Annotated in this window: 24 protein-coding genes; 9 read left to right on the forward strand and 15 right to left on the reverse strand. The window is 62.6% G+C overall.

Annotated features, from left to right (window positions below; all coding sequences use genetic code 11):
- The first annotated feature begins 49 nt into the window (after positions 1-49).
- Positions 50-1,801, forward strand: coding sequence for a putative bifunctional diguanylate cyclase/phosphodiesterase (locus MU848_RS06185; protein ID WP_097091911.1), 1,752 nt, complete (start codon positions 50-52; stop codon positions 1,799-1,801).
- Here the strand turns inward: MU848_RS06185 and MU848_RS06190 are convergent.
- The 4 genes from MU848_RS06190 to MU848_RS06205 are packed head-to-tail and all read right to left on the reverse strand — an operon-like array spanning position 1,765 to position 4,711.
- Positions 1,765-2,976, reverse strand: a complete 1,212-nt coding sequence (locus MU848_RS06190; RefSeq protein WP_247230874.1) for a CCA tRNA nucleotidyltransferase — start codon at positions 2,974-2,976, stop codon at positions 1,765-1,767. The genes MU848_RS06185 and MU848_RS06190 overlap by 37 nt on opposite strands.
- Entirely contained in the window at positions 2,957-3,568 is a 612-nt protein-coding gene (locus tag MU848_RS06195; protein WP_247230875.1) for a CoA pyrophosphatase, read from the reverse strand. Before MU848_RS06195 ends, MU848_RS06190 begins: the two co-directional genes overlap by 20 nt.
- Positions 3,565-4,131, reverse strand: coding sequence for a DUF1285 domain-containing protein (locus tag MU848_RS06200; RefSeq protein WP_247230876.1), 567 nt, complete (start codon positions 4,129-4,131; stop codon positions 3,565-3,567). Before MU848_RS06200 ends, MU848_RS06195 begins: the two co-directional genes overlap by 4 nt.
- A 43-nt stretch (positions 4,132-4,174) precedes the next feature.
- A complete protein-coding gene (locus MU848_RS06205) occupies positions 4,175-4,711 on the reverse strand; it encodes a GNAT family N-acetyltransferase (protein WP_201514542.1) in 537 nt (178 codons plus the stop codon).
- A 93-nt stretch (positions 4,712-4,804) separates the two neighbouring features.
- On the opposite strand from MU848_RS06205, the gene MU848_RS06210 reads away from it, so the two are divergent.
- Positions 4,805-5,188, forward strand: a complete 384-nt coding sequence (locus MU848_RS06210) for a dihydroneopterin aldolase (protein WP_201514541.1) — start codon at positions 4,805-4,807, stop codon at positions 5,186-5,188.
- Positions 5,189-5,200: 12 nt separating this feature from the next.
- Here MU848_RS06210 and MU848_RS06215 read toward each other — a convergent pair whose 3' ends face one another.
- Complete coding sequence (locus MU848_RS06215; protein WP_380800384.1) at positions 5,201-6,106, reverse strand: isopenicillin N synthase family dioxygenase; 906 nt, start codon at positions 6,104-6,106, stop codon at positions 5,201-5,203.
- Between the two features lie 109 nt (positions 6,107-6,215).
- Here MU848_RS06215 and MU848_RS06220 point away from each other — a divergent pair, with 109 nt between their 5' ends.
- Together MU848_RS06220 and MU848_RS06225 are read left to right on the forward strand one after the other, a co-directional pair.
- On the forward strand, positions 6,216-6,623 hold the full coding sequence (locus tag MU848_RS06220; protein WP_097091906.1) for an EVE domain-containing protein: 408 nt from the start codon (positions 6,216-6,218) through the stop codon (positions 6,621-6,623).
- A 142-nt stretch (positions 6,624-6,765) separates the two neighbouring features.
- Positions 6,766-7,044 (forward strand): hypothetical protein, encoded by a 279-nt coding sequence (locus MU848_RS06225; protein ID WP_097091905.1) that lies wholly within the window; start codon positions 6,766-6,768, stop codon positions 7,042-7,044.
- Between the two features lie 72 nt (positions 7,045-7,116).
- Here the strand turns inward: MU848_RS06225 and MU848_RS06230 are convergent, their stop codons facing one another.
- Positions 7,117-7,419, reverse strand: a complete 303-nt coding sequence (locus MU848_RS06230; RefSeq protein ID WP_097091904.1) for a glycine zipper 2TM domain-containing protein — start codon at positions 7,417-7,419, stop codon at positions 7,117-7,119.
- 360 nt (positions 7,420-7,779) lie between these two features.
- Between MU848_RS06230 and MU848_RS06235 the strand changes: the two genes are divergently transcribed.
- From MU848_RS06235 to MU848_RS06245, 3 genes are all read left to right on the forward strand, one after another.
- Positions 7,780-8,409, forward strand: a complete 630-nt coding sequence (locus tag MU848_RS06235) for a class I SAM-dependent methyltransferase (RefSeq protein WP_097091903.1) — start codon at positions 7,780-7,782, stop codon at positions 8,407-8,409.
- 64 nt (positions 8,410-8,473) lie between these two features.
- Positions 8,474-9,406, forward strand: a complete 933-nt coding sequence (locus MU848_RS06240; RefSeq protein WP_247230878.1) for an ABC transporter ATP-binding protein — start codon at positions 8,474-8,476, stop codon at positions 9,404-9,406.
- Positions 9,403-10,173 (forward strand): ABC transporter permease, encoded by a 771-nt coding sequence (locus tag MU848_RS06245; protein WP_097091901.1) that lies wholly within the window; start codon positions 9,403-9,405, stop codon positions 10,171-10,173. Before MU848_RS06240 ends, MU848_RS06245 begins: the two co-directional genes overlap by 4 nt.
- A gap of 34 nt (positions 10,174-10,207) precedes the next feature.
- Here MU848_RS06245 and MU848_RS06250 read toward each other — a convergent pair whose 3' ends face one another.
- The 5 genes from MU848_RS06250 to MU848_RS06270 all read right to left on the reverse strand — a co-directional run bounded on the left by MU848_RS06250 (position 10,208) and on the right by MU848_RS06270 (position 13,718).
- Complete coding sequence (locus tag MU848_RS06250; RefSeq protein ID WP_247230879.1) at positions 10,208-10,528, reverse strand: hypothetical protein; 321 nt, start codon at positions 10,526-10,528, stop codon at positions 10,208-10,210.
- An 83-nt stretch (positions 10,529-10,611) separates the two neighbouring features.
- Positions 10,612-11,988 carry an MATE family efflux transporter gene (locus tag MU848_RS06255; protein ID WP_247231688.1) on the reverse strand — a complete coding sequence of 459 codons (1,377 nt, stop codon included), beginning with the start codon at positions 11,986-11,988 and terminating at the stop codon, positions 10,612-10,614.
- A 117-nt stretch (positions 11,989-12,105) separates the two neighbouring features.
- A complete protein-coding gene (locus tag MU848_RS06260; protein WP_247230880.1) occupies positions 12,106-13,035 on the reverse strand; it encodes a DUF808 domain-containing protein in 930 nt (309 codons plus the stop codon).
- 120 nt (positions 13,036-13,155) lie between these two features.
- Positions 13,156-13,389, reverse strand: coding sequence for a hypothetical protein (locus tag MU848_RS06265; protein ID WP_097091899.1), 234 nt, complete (start codon positions 13,387-13,389; stop codon positions 13,156-13,158).
- Positions 13,386-13,718 (reverse strand): hypothetical protein, encoded by a 333-nt coding sequence (locus tag MU848_RS06270; RefSeq protein WP_247231690.1) that lies wholly within the window; start codon positions 13,716-13,718, stop codon positions 13,386-13,388. The genes MU848_RS06265 and MU848_RS06270 overlap by 4 nt, the downstream gene beginning before the upstream one ends.
- Before the next feature lie 113 nt (positions 13,719-13,831).
- Between MU848_RS06270 and MU848_RS06275 the strand changes: the two genes are divergently transcribed.
- Positions 13,832-14,137 carry a plasmid stabilization protein gene (locus MU848_RS06275; protein ID WP_247230881.1) on the forward strand — a complete coding sequence of 102 codons (306 nt, stop codon included), beginning with the start codon at positions 13,832-13,834 and terminating at the stop codon, positions 14,135-14,137.
- Between the two features lie 12 nt (positions 14,138-14,149).
- Here MU848_RS06275 and MU848_RS06280 read toward each other — a convergent pair whose 3' ends face one another.
- Both MU848_RS06280 and ygfZ read right to left on the reverse strand, forming a co-directional pair.
- Entirely contained in the window at positions 14,150-14,920 is a 771-nt protein-coding gene (locus MU848_RS06280) for a glutaminyl-peptide cyclotransferase (protein ID WP_247230882.1), read from the reverse strand.
- Complete coding sequence (gene ygfZ / locus MU848_RS06285) at positions 14,917-15,654, reverse strand: CAF17-like 4Fe-4S cluster assembly/insertion protein YgfZ (RefSeq protein ID WP_247230883.1); 738 nt, start codon at positions 15,652-15,654, stop codon at positions 14,917-14,919. Before ygfZ ends, MU848_RS06280 begins: the two co-directional genes overlap by 4 nt.
- A gap of 48 nt (positions 15,655-15,702) precedes the next feature.
- Here ygfZ and MU848_RS06290 point away from each other — a divergent pair, with 48 nt between their 5' ends.
- On the forward strand, positions 15,703-17,034 hold the full coding sequence (locus MU848_RS06290) for a dihydroorotase (protein WP_247230884.1): 1,332 nt from the start codon (positions 15,703-15,705) through the stop codon (positions 17,032-17,034).
- A gap of 11 nt (positions 17,035-17,045) precedes the next feature.
- On the opposite strand, the gene rarD is transcribed toward MU848_RS06290, so the two are convergent.
- The gene (rarD, locus tag MU848_RS06295) at positions 17,046-17,948 is read right to left on the reverse strand and encodes an EamA family transporter RarD (RefSeq protein WP_247231692.1); all 903 of its coding nucleotides are present in this window, start codon (positions 17,946-17,948) and stop codon (positions 17,046-17,048) included.
- Positions 17,945-18,166 carry a hypothetical protein gene (locus tag MU848_RS06300; protein ID WP_097091894.1) on the reverse strand — a complete coding sequence of 74 codons (222 nt, stop codon included), beginning with the start codon at positions 18,164-18,166 and terminating at the stop codon, positions 17,945-17,947. The genes rarD and MU848_RS06300 overlap by 4 nt, the downstream gene beginning before the upstream one ends.
- Positions 18,167-18,248 lie beyond the last annotated feature (82 nt).

Consider the following 18,248-nt stretch of genomic DNA (forward strand, 5'->3'; position numbering starts at 1 on the left):
ACATCCCGTCGTTTCCTGAAAATTTACCACTGGTGCGTAATCCGGGGGTATGAAATCGGTCCCTGTGCGTATTCGGCCAAGTCAAAGGCTGGACGACAACCTCCTTGCGAGGTTCGAACGCACGCATCTGCGGTGCCGGGCTGAAATGGAGCATTGGCTGGAGGCCGTGCCGCATGCAGCGGCCATGTTGTGCTTCAAAGGCAATGACTTGCAGCTCGTTTCTGTCAACAAGACTTTCTATAGCAGCTTCCTGGAAAGCAGCGATCCCGACGCGGAAATGCCCTATTGCCAGGATTGGCGAGAGCGAATCCTTGAGGTTGCGCTCGCCGACAATGTCTCTTCATCGTTTGAACTGCGGCGTGATGGGCCGTTGGGGCCGGAATATTTCTCCTGTACGGCTGGCCTGCTGCCTTCGAATGAGGAGGGGGTGAACCTCATCCTGTTCACGGCGATGGACCGGACGAGCGACCGCGTCACCGAACGCAACCTGCGGCGGGAATTATTGTCGGACGGGCTGACAGCGTTGCCCAACCGGACAGGTTTCGGCGAAGAGATTGACGACCGGCTGCGCAATACCCCTTGGGCGGGCAATTCGCAGTTCGGGATCATCGCGATCGACCTCAGCCGGTTCAGCCGCGTCAACGAATCCCTAGGTCCCATGGCTGGCGACGAGCTGCTGATCACGGTCGCCAAACGGTTGAAGTCCAACCTGCGGCAGGGCGATGTGCTGGCCCGGATCGGCGGCAACGATTTTGCCATATTCGCGCGTTTGAACAATGGCTTGTCGGACTGTCTTCATATCGTTCAGAGGGTCAAGGATGCGCTGAACTCGCCGATCCGCCTGAGTGATTTGCAGATCCGGGTGGACTGCGCGATCGGCTGTGCGCTTTCGACCAGCCTTGATGATGATCCTGACGATGTCGTGCGCAAGGCGCAGGCGGCGGTGAAGATCGCCAAGCGCAGCGGCAAGGTGGAAATCTACCGTAACGGGGTGCTGAAGGAAGCGCAGCGGCGTTTTTCGATTGAAAGCCGTCTCCGGACGGCCTTGGCGCAGGGCGATCTGACGCTGGCCTATCAGCCGTTGATCCAGTTGCAGACGGGCGAGATCACGGGGTTCGAGGCACTCGCCCGCTGGAATGATCCTGACCTAGGCAATGTGTCGCCTTGCGAGTTCATAGCGGTGGCAGAGGAAAGCGGCCTGATCACGCCGCTTGGGCGGTGGGCGGCCTATGAGGCCGCGCAGGCGCTCAGCCGGTGGGACGCCAAGTTCGGGCAGGCTCTGCCGGTCGGCATCAATGTGAACCTGTCCCCGATCCAGATGGCGCGCGACGATGTGGCGTCGATGTTCGAGGAAGCGCTGCGCTATTCTGGCGTGTCGGGCAAGCGCTTGACCGTCGAATTGACGGAAAGCGCGATCATCGCCGACCCGGACAAGGCGCGCAAGCTGCTGGTGGCCCTGAAAGACCTCCAGATGCCGATCGCGATGGACGATTTCGGCACGGGCTATTCCAACCTTGCCAGCTTGCACAGCCTGCCGATCGACATTTTGAAGATCGACCGCAGCTTCGTGTCCACCATGCTGGAGGATAAAGACAAGCAGGCGATCGTCCGCACGATCCTGTCCTTGGCCGAATCACTGAACCTGCATGTCACGGCCGAGGGCATAGAGACGCAGGAACTGGCCCACGCGCTGCAATCCATGGGCTGCGGCCATGGGCAGGGCTTTTATTTTGCGCGCCCGATGCCGGAAAATGAGGCGTTCGATTATTGGCGGGCGCGCTGGAATTTCGAAACGATCTGATCCGCGATCTGGTTGACCCGGCCTTCCTCCGGGAAGTCTTCCTCTACCCAGATGCGTTGGACTTCCCCCAAGGCTTTGGCCACGTCAGGACCGGGCGTCAGGCCGCGCGTGATGAGGGCGCCCCCGCCGATCGGCAGTTGAGGCGGGGTCCAGCCTTCGATTTGGGCAATGCTGTCGATCGGTGATGAGGGGTCGAGCAGGAGTCGATCAATCGCGCCTTCCACACCGACATGGAAGGCAAGTGCCCTGGCCGGAACTGTGGGAGCCATCGCTTCAAGAGCCACGCTGAGACGCTTGCGGGCCTTGTTGGACAGTTTCAGCCGTGCGCCTACCGCATCGGCCGTTCGCGCGTCGGGAGGCAGCAGGGCGGCCAAGCGCCGCAGGGCGGCGGGCGGGACAGCCGCCTCGATCTCGCGCGCCACAAGCTGTTCTACCCGCGCAAGCCCATCCGTGCCGATTTCGGGGAGTACGGGACGAAAAATGCCGCCTTCGACCATCAGGTGGAGCGAAGCGAGCGGGTCGGGAAGGGCAAGCAGCTTCAGCAGTTCGTCGGCAATCCGCTCGCGCGACAGAGCCATGAGGCTGTTGGCGGCGGCGCGGCAGGCCTCATAGGCGTCTTCGTCCAGCGTGCCGCGTCCGAAGCGGGCGAGGAAGCGGAAGTAGCGCATGATGCGCAGATGATCCTCCGCGATGCGTTCAGCGGCGCTGCCTATGAAGCGGACGCGGCCTGCGCGCAGATCATCGACGCCGCCGAAAAAATCGGTCACTTCATGGGTGTAGGGATCGGCGTAAAGGGCGTTGATCGTGAAGTCACGCCGGGCGGCATCCTCGCGCCAGTCCGCGGTATAGGCGATAGTCGCACGGCGTCCGTCCGTGCTGACGTCGCGGCGCAAGGTGGTGATTTCAACAGGCCATCCCGTGATCACGGCGGTGACGGTGCCATGGTCGATGCCTGTGGGCACCGCTTTGATCCCGGCGGCCTTGAGGCGATCCACCACCTGCTGCGGCTCCAGCGCGGTGGCGATGTCGAGGTCGTTGACGGGAAGCCCCAGCAGCCCGTCGCGCACCGCTCCCCCGACATAGCGGGCAAGGCCCTGATCGGCCCCAAGCGCGGCGAGCAGGCCATCGAGGCCGGGCCGGTGGCGCCAGTCGGCGTCAGGCAACAAGGCGGTCAAGGTCGAGCCTCCGCGACAGATTGGCAAGGATGGCGGCGGTGATGCCCCAGATGCGGCGACCGTTCCACATGATTTCATAATAATGCCGCTCAACCCCCTGAAACTGAACGGCATGTTTGATACGGTTCGCGGGGTCGAGAGCGAAAGAGAGGGGCAGTTCGAACCAATCGGCAACCTCGTCCGCCTGAGGCGTCAGCGGCAGGTCCGGGGGGATCACGCCCAGCACGGGGACAATGTCGAAGCCGGTGAAGGTATGATAGCGGTCCGTCGTGCCGATCACATCCACCACTTCGGGAGCCAGCGCTATTTCCTCCTGCGCTTCTCTCAGCGCACCGGCGATCTCGCTGGCGTCTTCCTGATCCACGCGGCCGCCCGGGAAGGCGATCTGCCCCGCATGCTTGCGCAGGGAAGCCGCGCGCTCTGTGAGGATAAGGCCGGGCTCCGGCCGGTCGGTGATGGCGACGAGCACGGCGGCAGGCGCGAGCACTAATTCTCCGTCGATGCGGGGATCGCGCGTGTCCGATGTCGTCAGCCCGACTTCACGCGCATGTCCTTGCGCCAGCGCGGATCGCAGCCGGTCGGCCAGGCTCATGCGCAACCGTCCAGCCGATAGAAGGCGCCATTGCTCCACAAGCCGACATGATCGTTCGCTTCATCAAGCGCAAGGTTCATCAACTCATAATAGACGCTGCGGTTGACCAATGCCTCTAGTCCGCCGCGCACATGAAGATAGGGGTGCGGGCCGTCTGGTGTTTCCCGGATGACCAGAGGGTGTTCGGGCCCTGCGGCGATGAGGTCACCGGTGTTGAGGCGAAAGGCCAGAGCGCGGCTGCGGCCTTCGCCCTCGCTTTTGAGCTCGACCGCGAGGAACGGGGCGTCCTCTACTTGTATGGAGAGTTTTTCTACCGGAGTGACAAGAACATAGGAGCCATCGCTCTCACGCCGCAGGATGGTGGAAAAGAGCCGCACCATCGTCTCTCGGCCGATCGGCGAGCCTTGATGGAACCATGTGCCGTCGCGGGCGATGCGCATTTCGCTGTCGCCGCAATGATCGGGGTTCCACTTGTCGACCGGCGGCAGCCGCTTTTCCTCCGCCAGGCGAACTATGTCGGCGAGAGACAGGCTTGCGAGATCGGGCAGTGGGTCCATCGGCATGCCGCCGAGATAGGATCACGCGGCGGGGAAGGCAAAAGGGAAATCAAACCGGTGCGGTGATTCGCGGTCCAAGCATGCCTACTCCCCCGATCGCCGCGCCATCGGCCGAAAGGGCGAGCAGGCGGCGCGCTTCATACGGGCCAGGACATGTCCAGCCGCCAGTGGCCGCGGCGGAAAAGCCCCAGAAGCGGCCATAATATTCCGGATCGCCGATCATCATCAGCGGCTCGCTATGATGGGCGCGGGCTGCATTGACGACCGCGTCCATCAAAGCACGGCCATGGCCGGTCCGCTGAAGTGCCGGTGACACGGCGACGGGACCCACCATGATGAGGGGCGTCTGCGTTCCGTCGGCATGGGTGAGGGCGACCGGCCAGCTTTGCAGCGATCCTACCAGTTCCCCATGTTCGTCCATCATGCCGAAGGAAAGCTCCGGCACCCACGGCATGCCTTGCCGGATCAGATAGGCGGTGCGGCCGTGCCGGTCGGGGCCGAAGGCTGCGTCGAGCAGCCGCTCGATCGCCTCTTCCGCCACGATGTTGAGGGGCACAATATGAGACACGTCTTGCCGATCCGCCATCAATGGCGCATGGACCGCGCCGGGAGCGGCGGGATTAGCGCCTGCTCCACAAAATTAAAGTCTATTCTGGCCATCGCCAGCAGCAGGAAAGCCATGAACAGCGGATTTGACGATTTTCTGACGCTGGAGGTCAATCATCTGGACGTCGATGTCCTGACGGGCATCTATTCGGAAGAAACCCACTTGCCGCAGCCGCTGCGCATATCCATCCGCGCGCGGTTGAAGGTCGCCGATCATTATGAGCTGGATACGCCCCTATCCCGCTCGAAAAATTACATGGACCTGAAGCATGCGGCCACGGCTGCGTTGCCGGAGGGGCAGCATTTCACGCTGATCGAAGCGGTAGCCGATCATATTATCGACACCATTTTTCTTCAGGATGACAAGGTGTTGCAGGTCGAAGTTAAGATCATAAAACTAGCGCTGAGCGAGAAGGGCGAAGAAATCGGCATCACCTTGGGCCGGTGGCGCAAATAGGCTGGCAGGCGCTCAGCCTTTCACCAGTCCGATCTCGCGCAGCCGCTCGACCAGATAGTCGTGCGCGGTGATGGGCGGATCGCGGCGGGGGTGGTCGGCATCGACGCATTGCAGCAGCGGATCGATCAGGAAATCTGGGCGCAGGTGCAGGAAGAAGGGCATGGAATAGCGAGCCATGCCGCGCCTTTCCGGGGGAGGATTGACGACGCGGTGGCTGGTTGATCGCAGGCGGTGGTTGGTCAGCCGCTGGAGCATGTCGCCGACGTTGATCGCCAGCGCGCCGGGCGGGGGTATGACGGGCAGCCAGTTGCCTTGTCGGTCCTGGATTTCAAGCCCGCCTTCTTCTGCGCCGAGCAGCAGGGTGATAAGGTTGATGTCCTCATGCGGGGCAGCACGAATGCCCGGAGCTTCTGCCGAAACAGGTGGATAGTGCAGCAGGCGCAGGATAGAATTGCCGTCTTCGATAGCATCATCGAACCAGCGTTCCGACAGCCCGAGATCAAGGGCGATCGCAGTCAGCAGTTCAGCGCCGATACGATCGAACTCATCATAGAGACGGATGAAAAGCTCTTGGAAATATGGAATTTCCTTCGGCCATATGTTGGCGGGCATGGTGGCGGTCAGCCGATGTGTGCCGGGCAGATCGCGGCCGACATGCCAGAATTCCTTCAGGTCATTTTCGCTCGCGCCCTTGGCGATTTCTCGTCCGAACGCCGTGTAGCCCCGCTGGCCGCCATTGCCGCTGGCGTCATAGCGGCGCTTCACATCATCTGGCAGAGAGAAGAAGGCGCGGGCGATCCGCCAGCCATCCTCGATCAGGGCGGCGTCCATGCCGTGGTCCTTCACCATGGCAAAGCCGAACTCCCGAAACGAATCGCCGAGCGCCGCCGCAAAATCCTGCTTCGTCATGGCTGTCATCGACAGCAGCGGGACCTGGTCCAGGGTTGCGTGCGGCAAGTTTCGACTTTCCCTTCGAATGACGGTCCGATCCTTGATCGTCCCCTTCGGCTGAGGCAAGGAGGCGGTCATGAACTACTGGCTCATGAAATCTGAACCCGATGTCTTTTCCTATGACGACCTAGTCGAGAAAGGAAAGGCCGAGTGGGATGGCGTGCGCAACCATGCGGCGCAGCTGAACATGAAGGCGATGCGCAAGGGCGATCTTTCGATCTTTTACCACAGTAATATCGGCGTGGAAGCGGTCGGCATCATGAAGATCGTCGAGGAAGCGGCTCCCGACAGTACCGATGACAGCGGCAAGTGGATCGCCGTACATGTCGCGCCGGAGCGGAAGCTCAACAAGCCCGTGACGTTGAAGACGATGAAGGCCGACCCGGCGCTGGCCGATATGGTAATGCTACGCCAATCGCGTCTGTCGGTTGCTCCCCTCACCGAAGCTCAGTTCCGTCACATCCTTTCCCTGTCCGAGGCGTGAAGTCCCGCCGGTTGCGTCAACCGCAACTGGTGATCCGTTTTTTGCGATTGCAGGGCTGTGGCTTGCGCATAGGCTGGCGGCCAACAGAACAAGAAGATGCAGAGGTGTTTGATCGGCATTCACAAGGAGAAAACCTATGCGAATGCTGTCGAAATTCATTCTTACCGGTGCAGTTGCCACCATCGCTGCCGCTCTGGCACCCGCTCAAGCTGAAGAAGCCAAGCAGCGCTTCACCCACGAAGGCTACACCTATGTGTATGAGGTGAAGGATACCAAGACCGGGCAGCAGATTTCCGGCCGCCGCTATCCCGATGCCGTGGCGTTCAACCTGGCGGTTCGCAAGGGCAAGGTGTCTGGCGTGTCCGGCGGCCAGCCGGTTGCCTTCAAGGTTGAAGAAGCCCGCGGCGCCGCTTCAAAATAAGCGCCCATCCTTACCATATATGAAAAGGGCGGCTCCCGGTCGGGGAACCGCCCTTTGCTGTGCATTAATAGATTAGCGGCAGCGGCGCTTGCTGTCGATTTCCTTGCCCAGCAGCGCGCCACCGGCAGCGCCGAGGATCGTGCCGGTCGCACGATCGCCACGGGTATCGATGGCGCGGCCGAGCAGCGCGCCGCCCACGCCGCCGACGATCAGGCCAGTCGTGCCGTTCGACTTGCGGCAATACATGCGTCCGTCACGGCCACGCCATTCGCGATAGCGGTAACCGTCGCGGGCGCTGGCGCCATCCGTGGGGATAGCCATGGACACGGGGATGGCCATCGAAAGGGCCGACAGGGCGATAATGGCTTTGCGCATAATTCTCCTCCGAAACAATGATTTGCTGTTGAACCCGCTGATAGTGGACGAGGTTGCATGAACCTGCGGCAACGAGCTAAACTGCTGAAATAGAAATGAAATTTTTCGGATAAATGTGGCTGGTTGAGCGCAATGCGGCGATCGGGAGCCATAAATCGGCTGGATAGTGGAGTTCAGCGCCTGCGTGTCTGGTCCGATGCTCTTATTAAGGGAGTTTACCCGACGACTTTCACGAAAAATGCGACGGGTGCCGCGCAAGTGAAAAATTTGCGATCTACAGACATGTTAAAGCCAATCGACGGCGCCCGCCGGGCTCGCTAAGGGGAGTCGCGATGACATGTTCCCGGTCAACTATCGCCCATGCATGACAAGTCCAAACGTGGCCGGGCCATCACCATGCCCCGAAGCGAATTTCGCGCGCGGGCGACGGAGTATCTCGATTTCCTCGCGGCCTGGGTAAAGAAGCCGCGCCAGACCGCGTCAGTGGTGCCGAGCAGCCGCTACCTCGCGCGGTTGATGGTGGCCCATATCGATCCGTCGGATGGCCGGGTGATGGAGCTGGGCGGCGGCACCGGCGTGTTCACCCGCGCGATCCTGCAAACGGGCCTGGCGCCTGAGAAGCTTGAAGTGGTGGAAATCAATCCGGCCTTTGCGCGCGGCCTGCGGCGGCACTTTCCTCATGTGTCGGTGCTGGAAACGCCCGCCCAGATCGTTTCGACGGCGGCGGCCGGTGAACCGGGCCAATATCAGACGGTGGTGAGCGGCTTGCCCTTGCTGGCGATGGACCGGCATATGCACGCTGACATTTTGTCCGAGGCTTTCCGCATGCTGCGCCCGGGCGGCAATTTCATCCAGTTCACCTATTCGACACGCCCGCCTGTCAGCCGCGACGTGCTGCACGCGCTGGACCTTGAGGTCGCGCGCGTGGGACAGACCGTGCGCAACTTTCCGCCCGCCACCGTCTTCCGCTTTCACCGCCGCGGCGAATAGTCCGGTTGCGCACAGGCCGTGCGACCTTATCTAGGCGTGCAGATAAAGAGGGGCATTCGCGCGCATGGCGTCCATCATTACCGTGTCCGGGCTGAAGAAAAGCTACGCTTCGGGATATCAAGCACTCAAGGGCATCGATCTGGAAATTGAGGAGGGCGAGATATTCGCCCTGCTGGGCCCCAATGGCGCGGGCAAGACGACGATGATCTCCATCATCTGCGGCAATGTGCGGCCAACCGGAGGCACGGTGACGGTCGCCGGGCATGACATCGTGCGCAGCTATCGTGGGTCGCGCTCAGCCATCGGGTTGGTGCCGCAGGAACTGCACACCGATGCGTTCGAGCGGGTGATCGACACCGTGCGCTTTTCCCGTGGGCTGTTCGGCAAGCCGCGCGACGACACCTATATCGAGAAGGTGCTTCGCGACCTGTCCTTGTGGGACAAGCGCAACAACAAGATGCTTGAACTGTCGGGTGGCATGAAACGGCGCGTGATGATCGCCAAGGCGCTCAGCCATGAGCCGCGCGTGCTGTTCCTGGATGAGCCGACGGCTGGCGTCGACGTCGAACTGCGCCGCGACATGTGGAAGCTGATCGGTGAGTTGCGGCAAACCGGCGTCACCATCATTCTCACGACCCACTATATCGAGGAAGCCGAGGAAATGGCCGACCGGGTGGGCGTGATCAACAAGGGCGAGCTGATCCTGGTCGAAGAGAAGACCGCGCTTATGAAGAAGCTGGGGAAGAAGAGCCTCACGGTAACGCTGGCCCAGCCGCTGACGCAGATCCCGCCGGAACTTGGCGAATGGGTTTTGGCGCTCAAGTCCGATGGAAGCGAGATCGAATATGTATTCGATACGCGGGCGGAGCGGACTGGCGTATCGTCGCTGCTGCGCAGGCTTGGCGACCTTGGCATTGGCTACAAGGATCTCAACACGCAGCAGAGCAGCCTGGAAGATATCTTCGTCAGCCTGGTCCATCAGGAGAAGGCGGCATGAGCGGGTTCAACTATCGGGCCATCTGGTCGATCTACAAGTTCGAGTTGCACAGGTTCAGCCGTACCCTGCTGACCGGCTTGCTGGTGCCGGTGATTACCACATCGCTCTATTTCGTCGTGTTCGGCGGGGCGATCGGATCGCGGATGACGCAGATCGACGGCATCGACTATGCCGCCTTCATCGTGCCTGGTCTGATCATGATGTCGATGTTCACCGAGAGCATCTTCAATGCGAGCTTCGGTATCTACATGCCGAAATTCGCGGGCACCATCTATGAGCTGCTTTCCGCGCCTGTGTCGGCGACCGAGACCGTCATCGCCTATGTAGGCGCGGCGGCCACCAAGTCATTGAGCGTCGGAACGATCATCTTCGTGACGGCCCATCTGTTTGTCGACGTCCATGTCGAACATCCTGTCGCCATGGCGGCGTTCATGGTGCTGATCGCGGTCAGTTTCTGCCTGTTCGGATTTATCCTGGGCATCTGGGCGCAAAGCTTCGAGCAGTTGCAGGTCATCCCGATGCTGCTGATCATGCCGATGACGTTCCTGGGCGGCGCCTTCTACTCTGTCCATATGCTGGCCGAGCCCTGGCGTACGATCACCTTGTTCAACCCGATCGTCTATCTGGTGTCGGGTTTCCGCTGGACCTTCTTCGGTCGGGGCGATGTGGGGATCGAGTTCAGCCTGCTCTTCATCGCCGCGATGCTGGCAGTGTGTCTGACCGCCATCGGATGGGTTTTCCGGACAGGTTACCGGCTGAAGAAATGACCGGAGCGGCGCCGCCTGGCCGCTCCTTAAATTGTCAGGCGGCTGCGCTTTCAGGCGCGACGGCGAACAGGGTCACGCCCTTATATTTGTCGTCATCCTCATTGTAGAGGCCGTACATGGCCTCGAACGGCTCATCGAGGATGGAGACGTCGTTGAGGCCCGCGAGCTTGAACGTTCCGAGCTTCAATTCGCGCGGTGGGCCGCCTTCACGCTCCACGGTGACAGCGTCGATGAACATCTCATCATGGCGCGTGTAGAGGATGTGGGGCGCCAGCTTGACGACCATCTTGTTATAGGTCGCCTTGAGGCATTTCTGGAGCGCGATGGCTTCGAAAATGGTCGTTGGGGCAGTCATGATTGTCGTCATTACCGATTCGCAGGCTGTCTTCAATTGCTTTGTGCGCCGCAGCATGCTCCTAAAGTGCATCCGGGCGCTTTTCAGGGTGAGCCGACGAGGCCCAGCCGGTAGCGCATCATCCATCGCGCGAGCAGCAGCACCGCTACCACTCCAAGGCCGCTCGCTAGCCCGAACCAGATGCCCAGGCCCTTCATGCCGAGCGGGAAGGCAAGGATGGTCCCCACGCCGACGCCGATGATCCAATAGCCGACGAGCGCAAAGATCATGGGCACTTTCGTGTCGTGCAGGCCGCGCAAGACGCCTGCAGCCACGGCCTGGGTGGCGTCGACCAGCTGGAACAGCGCAGCGACCGCGAGGAAGCTCACTGCAAGCGCTGCTGTCTGGCTGTTGGCAGGATCGGTCAGGTCGAGAAAAGCGCCGATCAGCCGGCGGGGAACGGTGATGAGCAGGATGGCGGCACCCAGCGCAAAGCCGAAGCCGAGAAGAAGCGCGAGCCACCCCGCGCGTCCGATCGCCGCTGAATCGCCGCGCCCGTAGGCAAGGCCGACGCGCACGGTCGCTGCCTGCCCGATGCCCATCGGCACCATGAACAGCAGCGCGGCGATCTGGATGGCGACAGCATGGGCGGCGAGGGAAGCCTGACCGATGAGGCCCATGAGCAAAGCCGAGGCGTTGAACACGGTGGTTTCAAACCCCACGGTGATGGCGATCGGCAGGCCTAAGGCCCAGACGGCACGATGCCGCTCGCGGTCGCGGGTCCAGAAGCGGCCCATCACCCGATAACGACGAAAGCGGCGGTCGATCAGTATGACGCCAAGCAGGCTGAGGAACAGAAAGCAGGAGGAAAGGGTGCTGGCTAGTCCCGCGCCCAAAAGGCCGAGCGCCGGCAAACCGAAATTGCCGAAGATGAGCGCCCATCCCGCGAGGACGTTGAAGGGGATGGCGAGCAGCATGATGACAACGGCCCAGATCGGCCGTTCCAGCGCGGATATGAAGTTGCGCAACGTCGTGAAGGCCAGGAACGGGAGCAGGGCCCATTGCAGGCCGCGCATCATCAGGCCTGCCTGATGGGCGAGGTCCGGCTGCTGGCCCATGGCGAGCAGGATGGCCTCGCTCTGCCAGAGGAGGAGCCAGGCGGGGAGGACAAAGAAAAAGGCGGCCCGCAGGGTTTGCTGAACCGTGCGGCGAACATCGCGAACGGAATGGCGGCGGCGGCCTCGCTCGTTGGCGATGAGCGGCGCGGCGGCTGTGACAAGGCCCATGCCGAAGATGAGCAGGGCATGGAATAGGTTGATGGCAAGCGCGCCCGCCGCCACGCCCTTTGCGCCCAGGCGGCCGATCAGCAGAAGGTCGGTTGCGGCAATTCCTGCCCACGCTACGTTGCCCGCGATCATAGGTAGGGCAAGCGCGAGCAGGGCGCTTGCTTCGACGCGCCAAGGGGACGGAGGTTGGAGCATTTCCATCTTCAGTTCGCCTTGTTCGGCAGGCTTTGCGCCGTTCGCCCCGAGTTCGGCGAACCAAACTGAGGTAAGGTTTACCTGGCAGGCAACCAAGCTTCGAACGCAGTCGCGTGCTTAATGTCTTTTGAACAAGTGCAGCACCGCGACGATGATCCCGCCGATCACCAGGCCGACGATGGCCCCCCCGATTGCATTCACGGTCCAATCAAGGAAGGGCCCGATCGCAGGCGCGGCCGCTGCCACGCTCTCAGCAGCGTGGTGGATGGCGCCGGGGATCAAGTCCCAGTGAAATTCATGCAGGCCATGGACGATCAGGCCGCCGCCGACCCACAGCATGGCCGCGGTGCCCACCACCGAGAGGATCTTCATCAGGACAGGCATGGCATGGACCAGCCCGCGTCCCACGGCGCGCGCCACCGATGAAGAACGCTCGGCCAGGTGCAAGCCGATATCGTCCATCTTCACGATGAAGCCGACGACCCCATAGACGCCCGCCGTGATGAGGACCGCCACGACGACCAGAATCAGCGCCTGTTCCCAGAGCGGTTCCGCCGCAACGGTGCCGAGCGCGATCGCCATGATCTCACCGGAAAGGATGAAGTCGGTGCGGATGGCGCCGGACACCTTCTGATCCTCTAATTCCTGCGAACTGTGCGTGGCCAGCGCTTCCTCCGCCACGTCATGGCCGCCTTGCACCGCTTCCAGCAGCTTTTCGACCGCTTCGAAGCAGAGAAATGCACCGCCCAGCATCAGCAGCGGCGGGAGAAGCCACGGCGCAAAGGCACTCATCAGCAGTGCGGCGGGCAACAGGAAAAGCAGCTTGTTGCGCAGCGAACCGCGCGCGATCTTCCAGATGATGGGCAGTTCGCGATCGGGCGTCAGGCCAACGACATAGCGCGGGGTCACTGCCGCGTCATCGATCACGACACCCGCCGCCTTTGACCCGGCCTTGCCCGCGGCGGCGGCAACATCGTCCAGCGAGGTGGCAGTGAGCTTGGCTATTCCCGCTACATCGTCGAGCAGCGCGATGAGACCCGAAGGCATTGGCTAGATTTCCCCTGTTTCAGGCCCTAGGCACAAGCGCGAGCCGTTACCGCCCAGGCTCATAGAGACGGGGCGGGGCAGGGGCAATGACCCGCACGTCAGGACCGATCAGCTGATGCCTCAATAGTTGCCCGGCGGATCGCTTGCGGGGAAGGACTCGTCGACCTGCTCATCGACCATGTCCCAGTCGCTGGCGTCGATATGCTGTTCCTCGGGCCCTGCATCCCTGACGATCCCCGACGATCCGACGGGGCCGCGGTCATCCGCGGGCGCTGGAGCATGCCGGTCCTGCCAGGCGCGCCATGCGACGGCGCTCAGCCCGCCGATGAATGCGAGCTTCAACAACCCCTTCATGATGATTTCTCCTGCCTGTCATGCACATGATACCAGTCGGCACGGTCGCGGGTCACTTCGTGCGGGTGAAGCGAAAATTCGCCTTCTTCGTCGGTGCCGGGTTCGGCATGGTCGCCGCCGGGATGCGTCGCGACGACCCACCGCTCCCGCAGCGCTGCATTGATCATCGCGCGCCATTGCGCCTGATCGCCGGCCTCCCGCATGGCAGGATCAGGATCCTTTATGATGGCAAGGATGCTGGCGGCGTCGGCGACCCGCGCGTGCCACTGATCCGGATCGTCGACGGCGAGGTGACGGGCGAGCCGTTCTATAAGGGTGCGCTCTTCCATGGCCGGGGAACGCGTGCTGCTTGCCTTCCGTTCCGCCGAACTCATGCGGCAGTGAACGGGATCGGCTGGCGATCGTTGGTAGGGCAGGAGAAGATGCTGACAGGAGGTCAATCATGCCGCGTGGCGACAAGAGCAGCTATACCGACAAGCAGAAGCGCAAGGCCGAACATATCGAGGAAGGCTATGAGGAGCGTGGCGTTTCGCGCAAGGAAGCCGAACGGCGAGCCTGGGCGACGGTGAACAAGGAGTCGGGCGGCGGCAACAAGTCGGGGTCAGGACGCGGGAAGCCAGACACGCATGTGTCTTCGCGCAAGGGTGGCCGGAAAGGTGGTGCGGCGTCGGCGCGGCGGTCTGCGGCTGATCGGTCCGCTGCGGCGAAGAAGGGATGGGAAACGCGGCGCAAAAGGGCGGCGAGCTGAGCCCCCGGGCTCTTACTTCCCCGTCGACGCGCTCCCCTTGGGGTTCAGGCGGATCTCGAACAGCTTGGGCCAATATTTGCCGGTGACGAAAATGCGGTCGCGTTTCTGGTCATAGGCGATGCCGTTGGGCACGCCCTCACTATCCGTGACGCCGCTTTCGCGCATCAATGGGGCGATATTGATCCAGTCGATCACCTGGCCGGTCGCAGGGTCAATGCGGGCAATGCGTGTGTCGTACCAGATGTTCGCCCACAGCTCTCCCTTCACATATTCCAGTTCGTTCAGGCGATCGACCGGGCGGCCGTTGAAGGTCACGGTGATGCGGCGGGCTTCGCGCAGCGTGTCGGGGTCGAGGAAGCGCAGCTGCGATGTGCCGTCGCTCATGATGAGGTTGCGGCCATCCTGGGTCAGGCCCCAGCCCTCGCCTTCATAGCGGAACTGCGACAGCGGCTTGAAGCCGTTGAGCTTCCAGACGAAACCTTGACGATGACGCCAGGTGAGGCTGATCAGGCGATCCTTCCAGTTGACGATCCCCTCGCCGAAATATTGCGGAGCGAGGGTGCGGCTTTCGAGCACCTTGCCGTCTTCGAGCGAGACCTTGCGGATGTCGGACCGGCCCTCAAGGCCGGTGCTCTCGTAAAGCATGCCGTCATGGAAGAAGAGGCCTTCGGTGAAGGCTTTCGGGTCATGGGGGTAGGCCTTGACCAGCGTCCAGGGGGTGTCGGCCCATGCGGGGGCGGCAATGCTGAGGGCCCCGAGCAGGGCGAGCAGTAGGCCCTTCATCCGGCGGCATGCTCCGCGATCGCCGCAGCGAGCCATGGGGGGAGCGTTGCAGGATCAATGTCCTCGACCCGGCGCAGTTCGATCGACAGGCCAAGTTCGGGAAGGGTGGCGCGTTGGCGCTTCTCGTCGGCTTGCGTCAAGGGCACAGCGACGAGGCGGCGGTTCACCTTGCTGCGATAATGCATGCGGGCCGTGTTTTCCTGACCGACATAGCAACCCTTGTCGAAGTCCACGCCGTGCAGTTCGCCCGCATTGGTCTCCAGCCATAGTGTCTGGTCCTGACCGAGCTCGCCCGCCCCTTCGAAGATGCCGAGCGACAGGCGGTGTGCGCGGAAAGCAGCAGCGGCGTCGCCGGGTGCTGGCGGAGCGAGCCAGCGATGGCCGAGGGCGGCGAGGCGCGGATCGGCGGGCTTTCCGGGGGCTTCAAGAGACCAGTGGACGGCGAGCGCATCCTCCCGTTCAATCACCACCTTGCGGCGGAGGCGGTAGAGGGTGAGCCGCTTGGCCAGCGCTTCGGCCTGCGCCGCCTCGCCATCGATCAGCACATCGTCGCCATCCGCCCAGAGGATGAAGTCGTAGAGCGCCTTGCCTTGCGGCGTGAGCAGGCCCGTCCAGCGCGGTTCGCCTGCCCTGAGCGTCAGGACGTCGCGGGTGAAGAGGCCCTGAAGGAAGGGCCGCGCCTCTTCGCCTGAAATTCTGATGAGTGCGCGGTCGGTTAGGGTGGTGCCGGTCATCGGCTTTAGGTAGGACAGACGCCGATCATATCCAAGCGGCGAGCAATCATGTCCCAGAATTTCGACCTGATCCTGAAGAACGGCACCGTCCACACGCCTGGAGGCGCTGAACAGACCGATGTCGGCGTCCGCGGCGGCAAGGTCGTGGCGATCGGATCGTCGCTGGGCGATGCGGGCGATGTCATCGACTGTACGGGGCTGGACGTGCTGCCCGGCTGCATCGACAGCCAGGTGCATTTCCGCGAGCCGGGCCTTGAGCATAAGGAAGATCTTGAATCCGGAAGCCGCGCCGCCGTGCTGGGCGGGATCACGGCCGTGTTCGAGATGCCGAACACGAACCCGAATACGGACAGTGCCGAGCGCGTTCATGACAAGCTGGCCCGCGCCCATCACCGCATGTGGTGCGACCATGCCTTCTATGTCGGCGCGACGGCGGACAATGCCGAAGCGCTGAAGGAACTGGAGCGTATTCCCGGCACGGCGGGCGTGAAGATCTTCATGGGCGCGTCGACCGGCAGCCTGCTGGTGGACGATGACGCGGCTCTCTCCCGCGTGCTGGCGAGCGGCACCCGGCGCGTTGCCATCCATGCCGAGGACGAGGCGCGGATGAACGCTCGCAAGGATTTGCGGGTCGAGGGCGACCCTTCGTCTCACCCCGTCTGGCGCGACGATGAAAGCGCGATGATCGCCACGAAGCGCATCATTGGCCTTGCCCGCCGGGCGCGGCGGCGCATCCATATCCTGCACGTTACAACTCCGGCGGAACTGGAATATATTGCGGGACACAAGGATATCGCGACCTGCGAAGTGACGCCGCAGCATCTGACGCTCGCCGCCGAGGATGCCTATCCCCGGCTTGGCACCTATGCGCAGATGAACCCGCCGATCCGGTCGGCAGCGCATCGCGAGGGGCTCTGGCACTGGCTCAATCAGGGCGTGCCCGATGTGCTGGGCAGCGACCATGCCCCGCATACGGTGGAGGAGAAGGCGAAGGCCTATCCGGCGTCGCCCAGCGGCATGCCCGGCGTCCAGACGCTGGTGCCGTTGCTGCTCAACCATGTAGCGGAGGGGCGTTTGTCGCTGCGCCGGTTCATCGAACTGACATCATCCGGGCCGCAGCGCGTGTTCGGCTTGGTCGGCAAGGGCCGGATCGCGCTCGGCTATGATGCGGACTTCACTGTCGTCGATCTCAAGAAGCGGTGGACGGTGGGCAGCGACTGGCTGGCGTCGCGCTGCAACTGGTCGCCGTTCGAGGACATGGAACTGACCGGCAAGGCGGTGGGCACCATCGTGCGCGGCAACAGGGTCATGTGGGAAGACGCACTTGCCAATGAGGCCGTGGGTGAGGCGGTGCGCTTCGAAGCGACCGAGTTCGCCTGACGCCGTAAGCCTTACGCCGTCGCAAGCCTGTTCTTGCGCGCGGCGGCGAGGCTGTCGGTCGCGAACAGGAGAAGACCAAGCCAGATGAAGGCGAAGCTGATCATCTGGCCCTGCGCCAGCTTCTCGCCATAAAGCAGCACGCCACACAGGAATTGCAGCGTGGGCGCGATATACTGGATCAGGCCCAGCACCGTGAGCGGCAGGCGCTGTGCCGCCATGGCGAACAGGATCAGCGGAATGGTGGTCAATCCGCCCGAGAGGATGAGCAGGCTGCTTATATAGCCATCCTGTCCAAAGCTGAGGGCGCCATGCCCCCACAGCCATAGCAGCGAGACAAGGGCGAGGGGGGCGAGCAGTAGCGTTTCCGCGCCCAATCCGACCATGGGCGCCACCGGGGTCAATTTGCGGATGAGGCCATAGAGTGCGAAGCTGACGGCGAGGCCCACGCTGATCCACAAGGTGGTGAAGGCGGCCGCCGCCATGATCGCCACGCCGACGGCTGCGATCGCGATAGCGATGGCCTGCCCCCGCCGCAGCCTTTCCTTCAACACCAGCACGCCGAGCGCGACGTTGACCAGCGGATTGAGGAAGTAGCCAAGGCTGGCGGCGATGACATGGCCATCATTCACCGCCCACACATAGACCAGCCAGTTGACCGCAATGAAGGCCGCCGAGGCCATGAGAGGCAGCACGATCCGCCTCTCGCGCAACGCCGCCGCCAGTTGCCCAAGGCTGCGCCGTGCGGCAAGTACGCCAAGGATCAGCGCCAGCGACCAGAGGACGCGCTGCGACACGACCTCCACCGCATTGACGCTGTGGAGCAGCTTGAAGAAAATAGGCAGCAGGCCCCAGACGCCATAGGCGCCGAGCGCGGCGAACAGTCCGGCCCTGACCTGCTGATCATGCGGATTCAGAAAATGCCTCCGCCCAGGAACAGCCGGAATGCGCCGATCGCCGCAACAATCAGGCACAGGTTGCGGCCGCTGTTGCGGGTGGATAAGATGCCGATCAGGGCGCCGAACAGGGCGATCGGCACCAAAAGCCAATTGGCGATCCCCAAAAGCGGCAGGAATGCCGGGATCATCAGCAGGAAGGCGAAGAGGCCGATAAGGACAGAGAGGACGTTCAGCATCGCCCTGAAATGGACCTTGTAGCCGCTTGGCGCAAGATGGCGGCGGATGCCATTCGCGTCTGAATGGCATGGGAATATTTAG

This window comes from Sphingobium agri (assembly GCF_023051225.1).
GTDB lineage: Bacteria > Pseudomonadota > Alphaproteobacteria > Sphingomonadales > Sphingomonadaceae > Sphingobium > Sphingobium agri.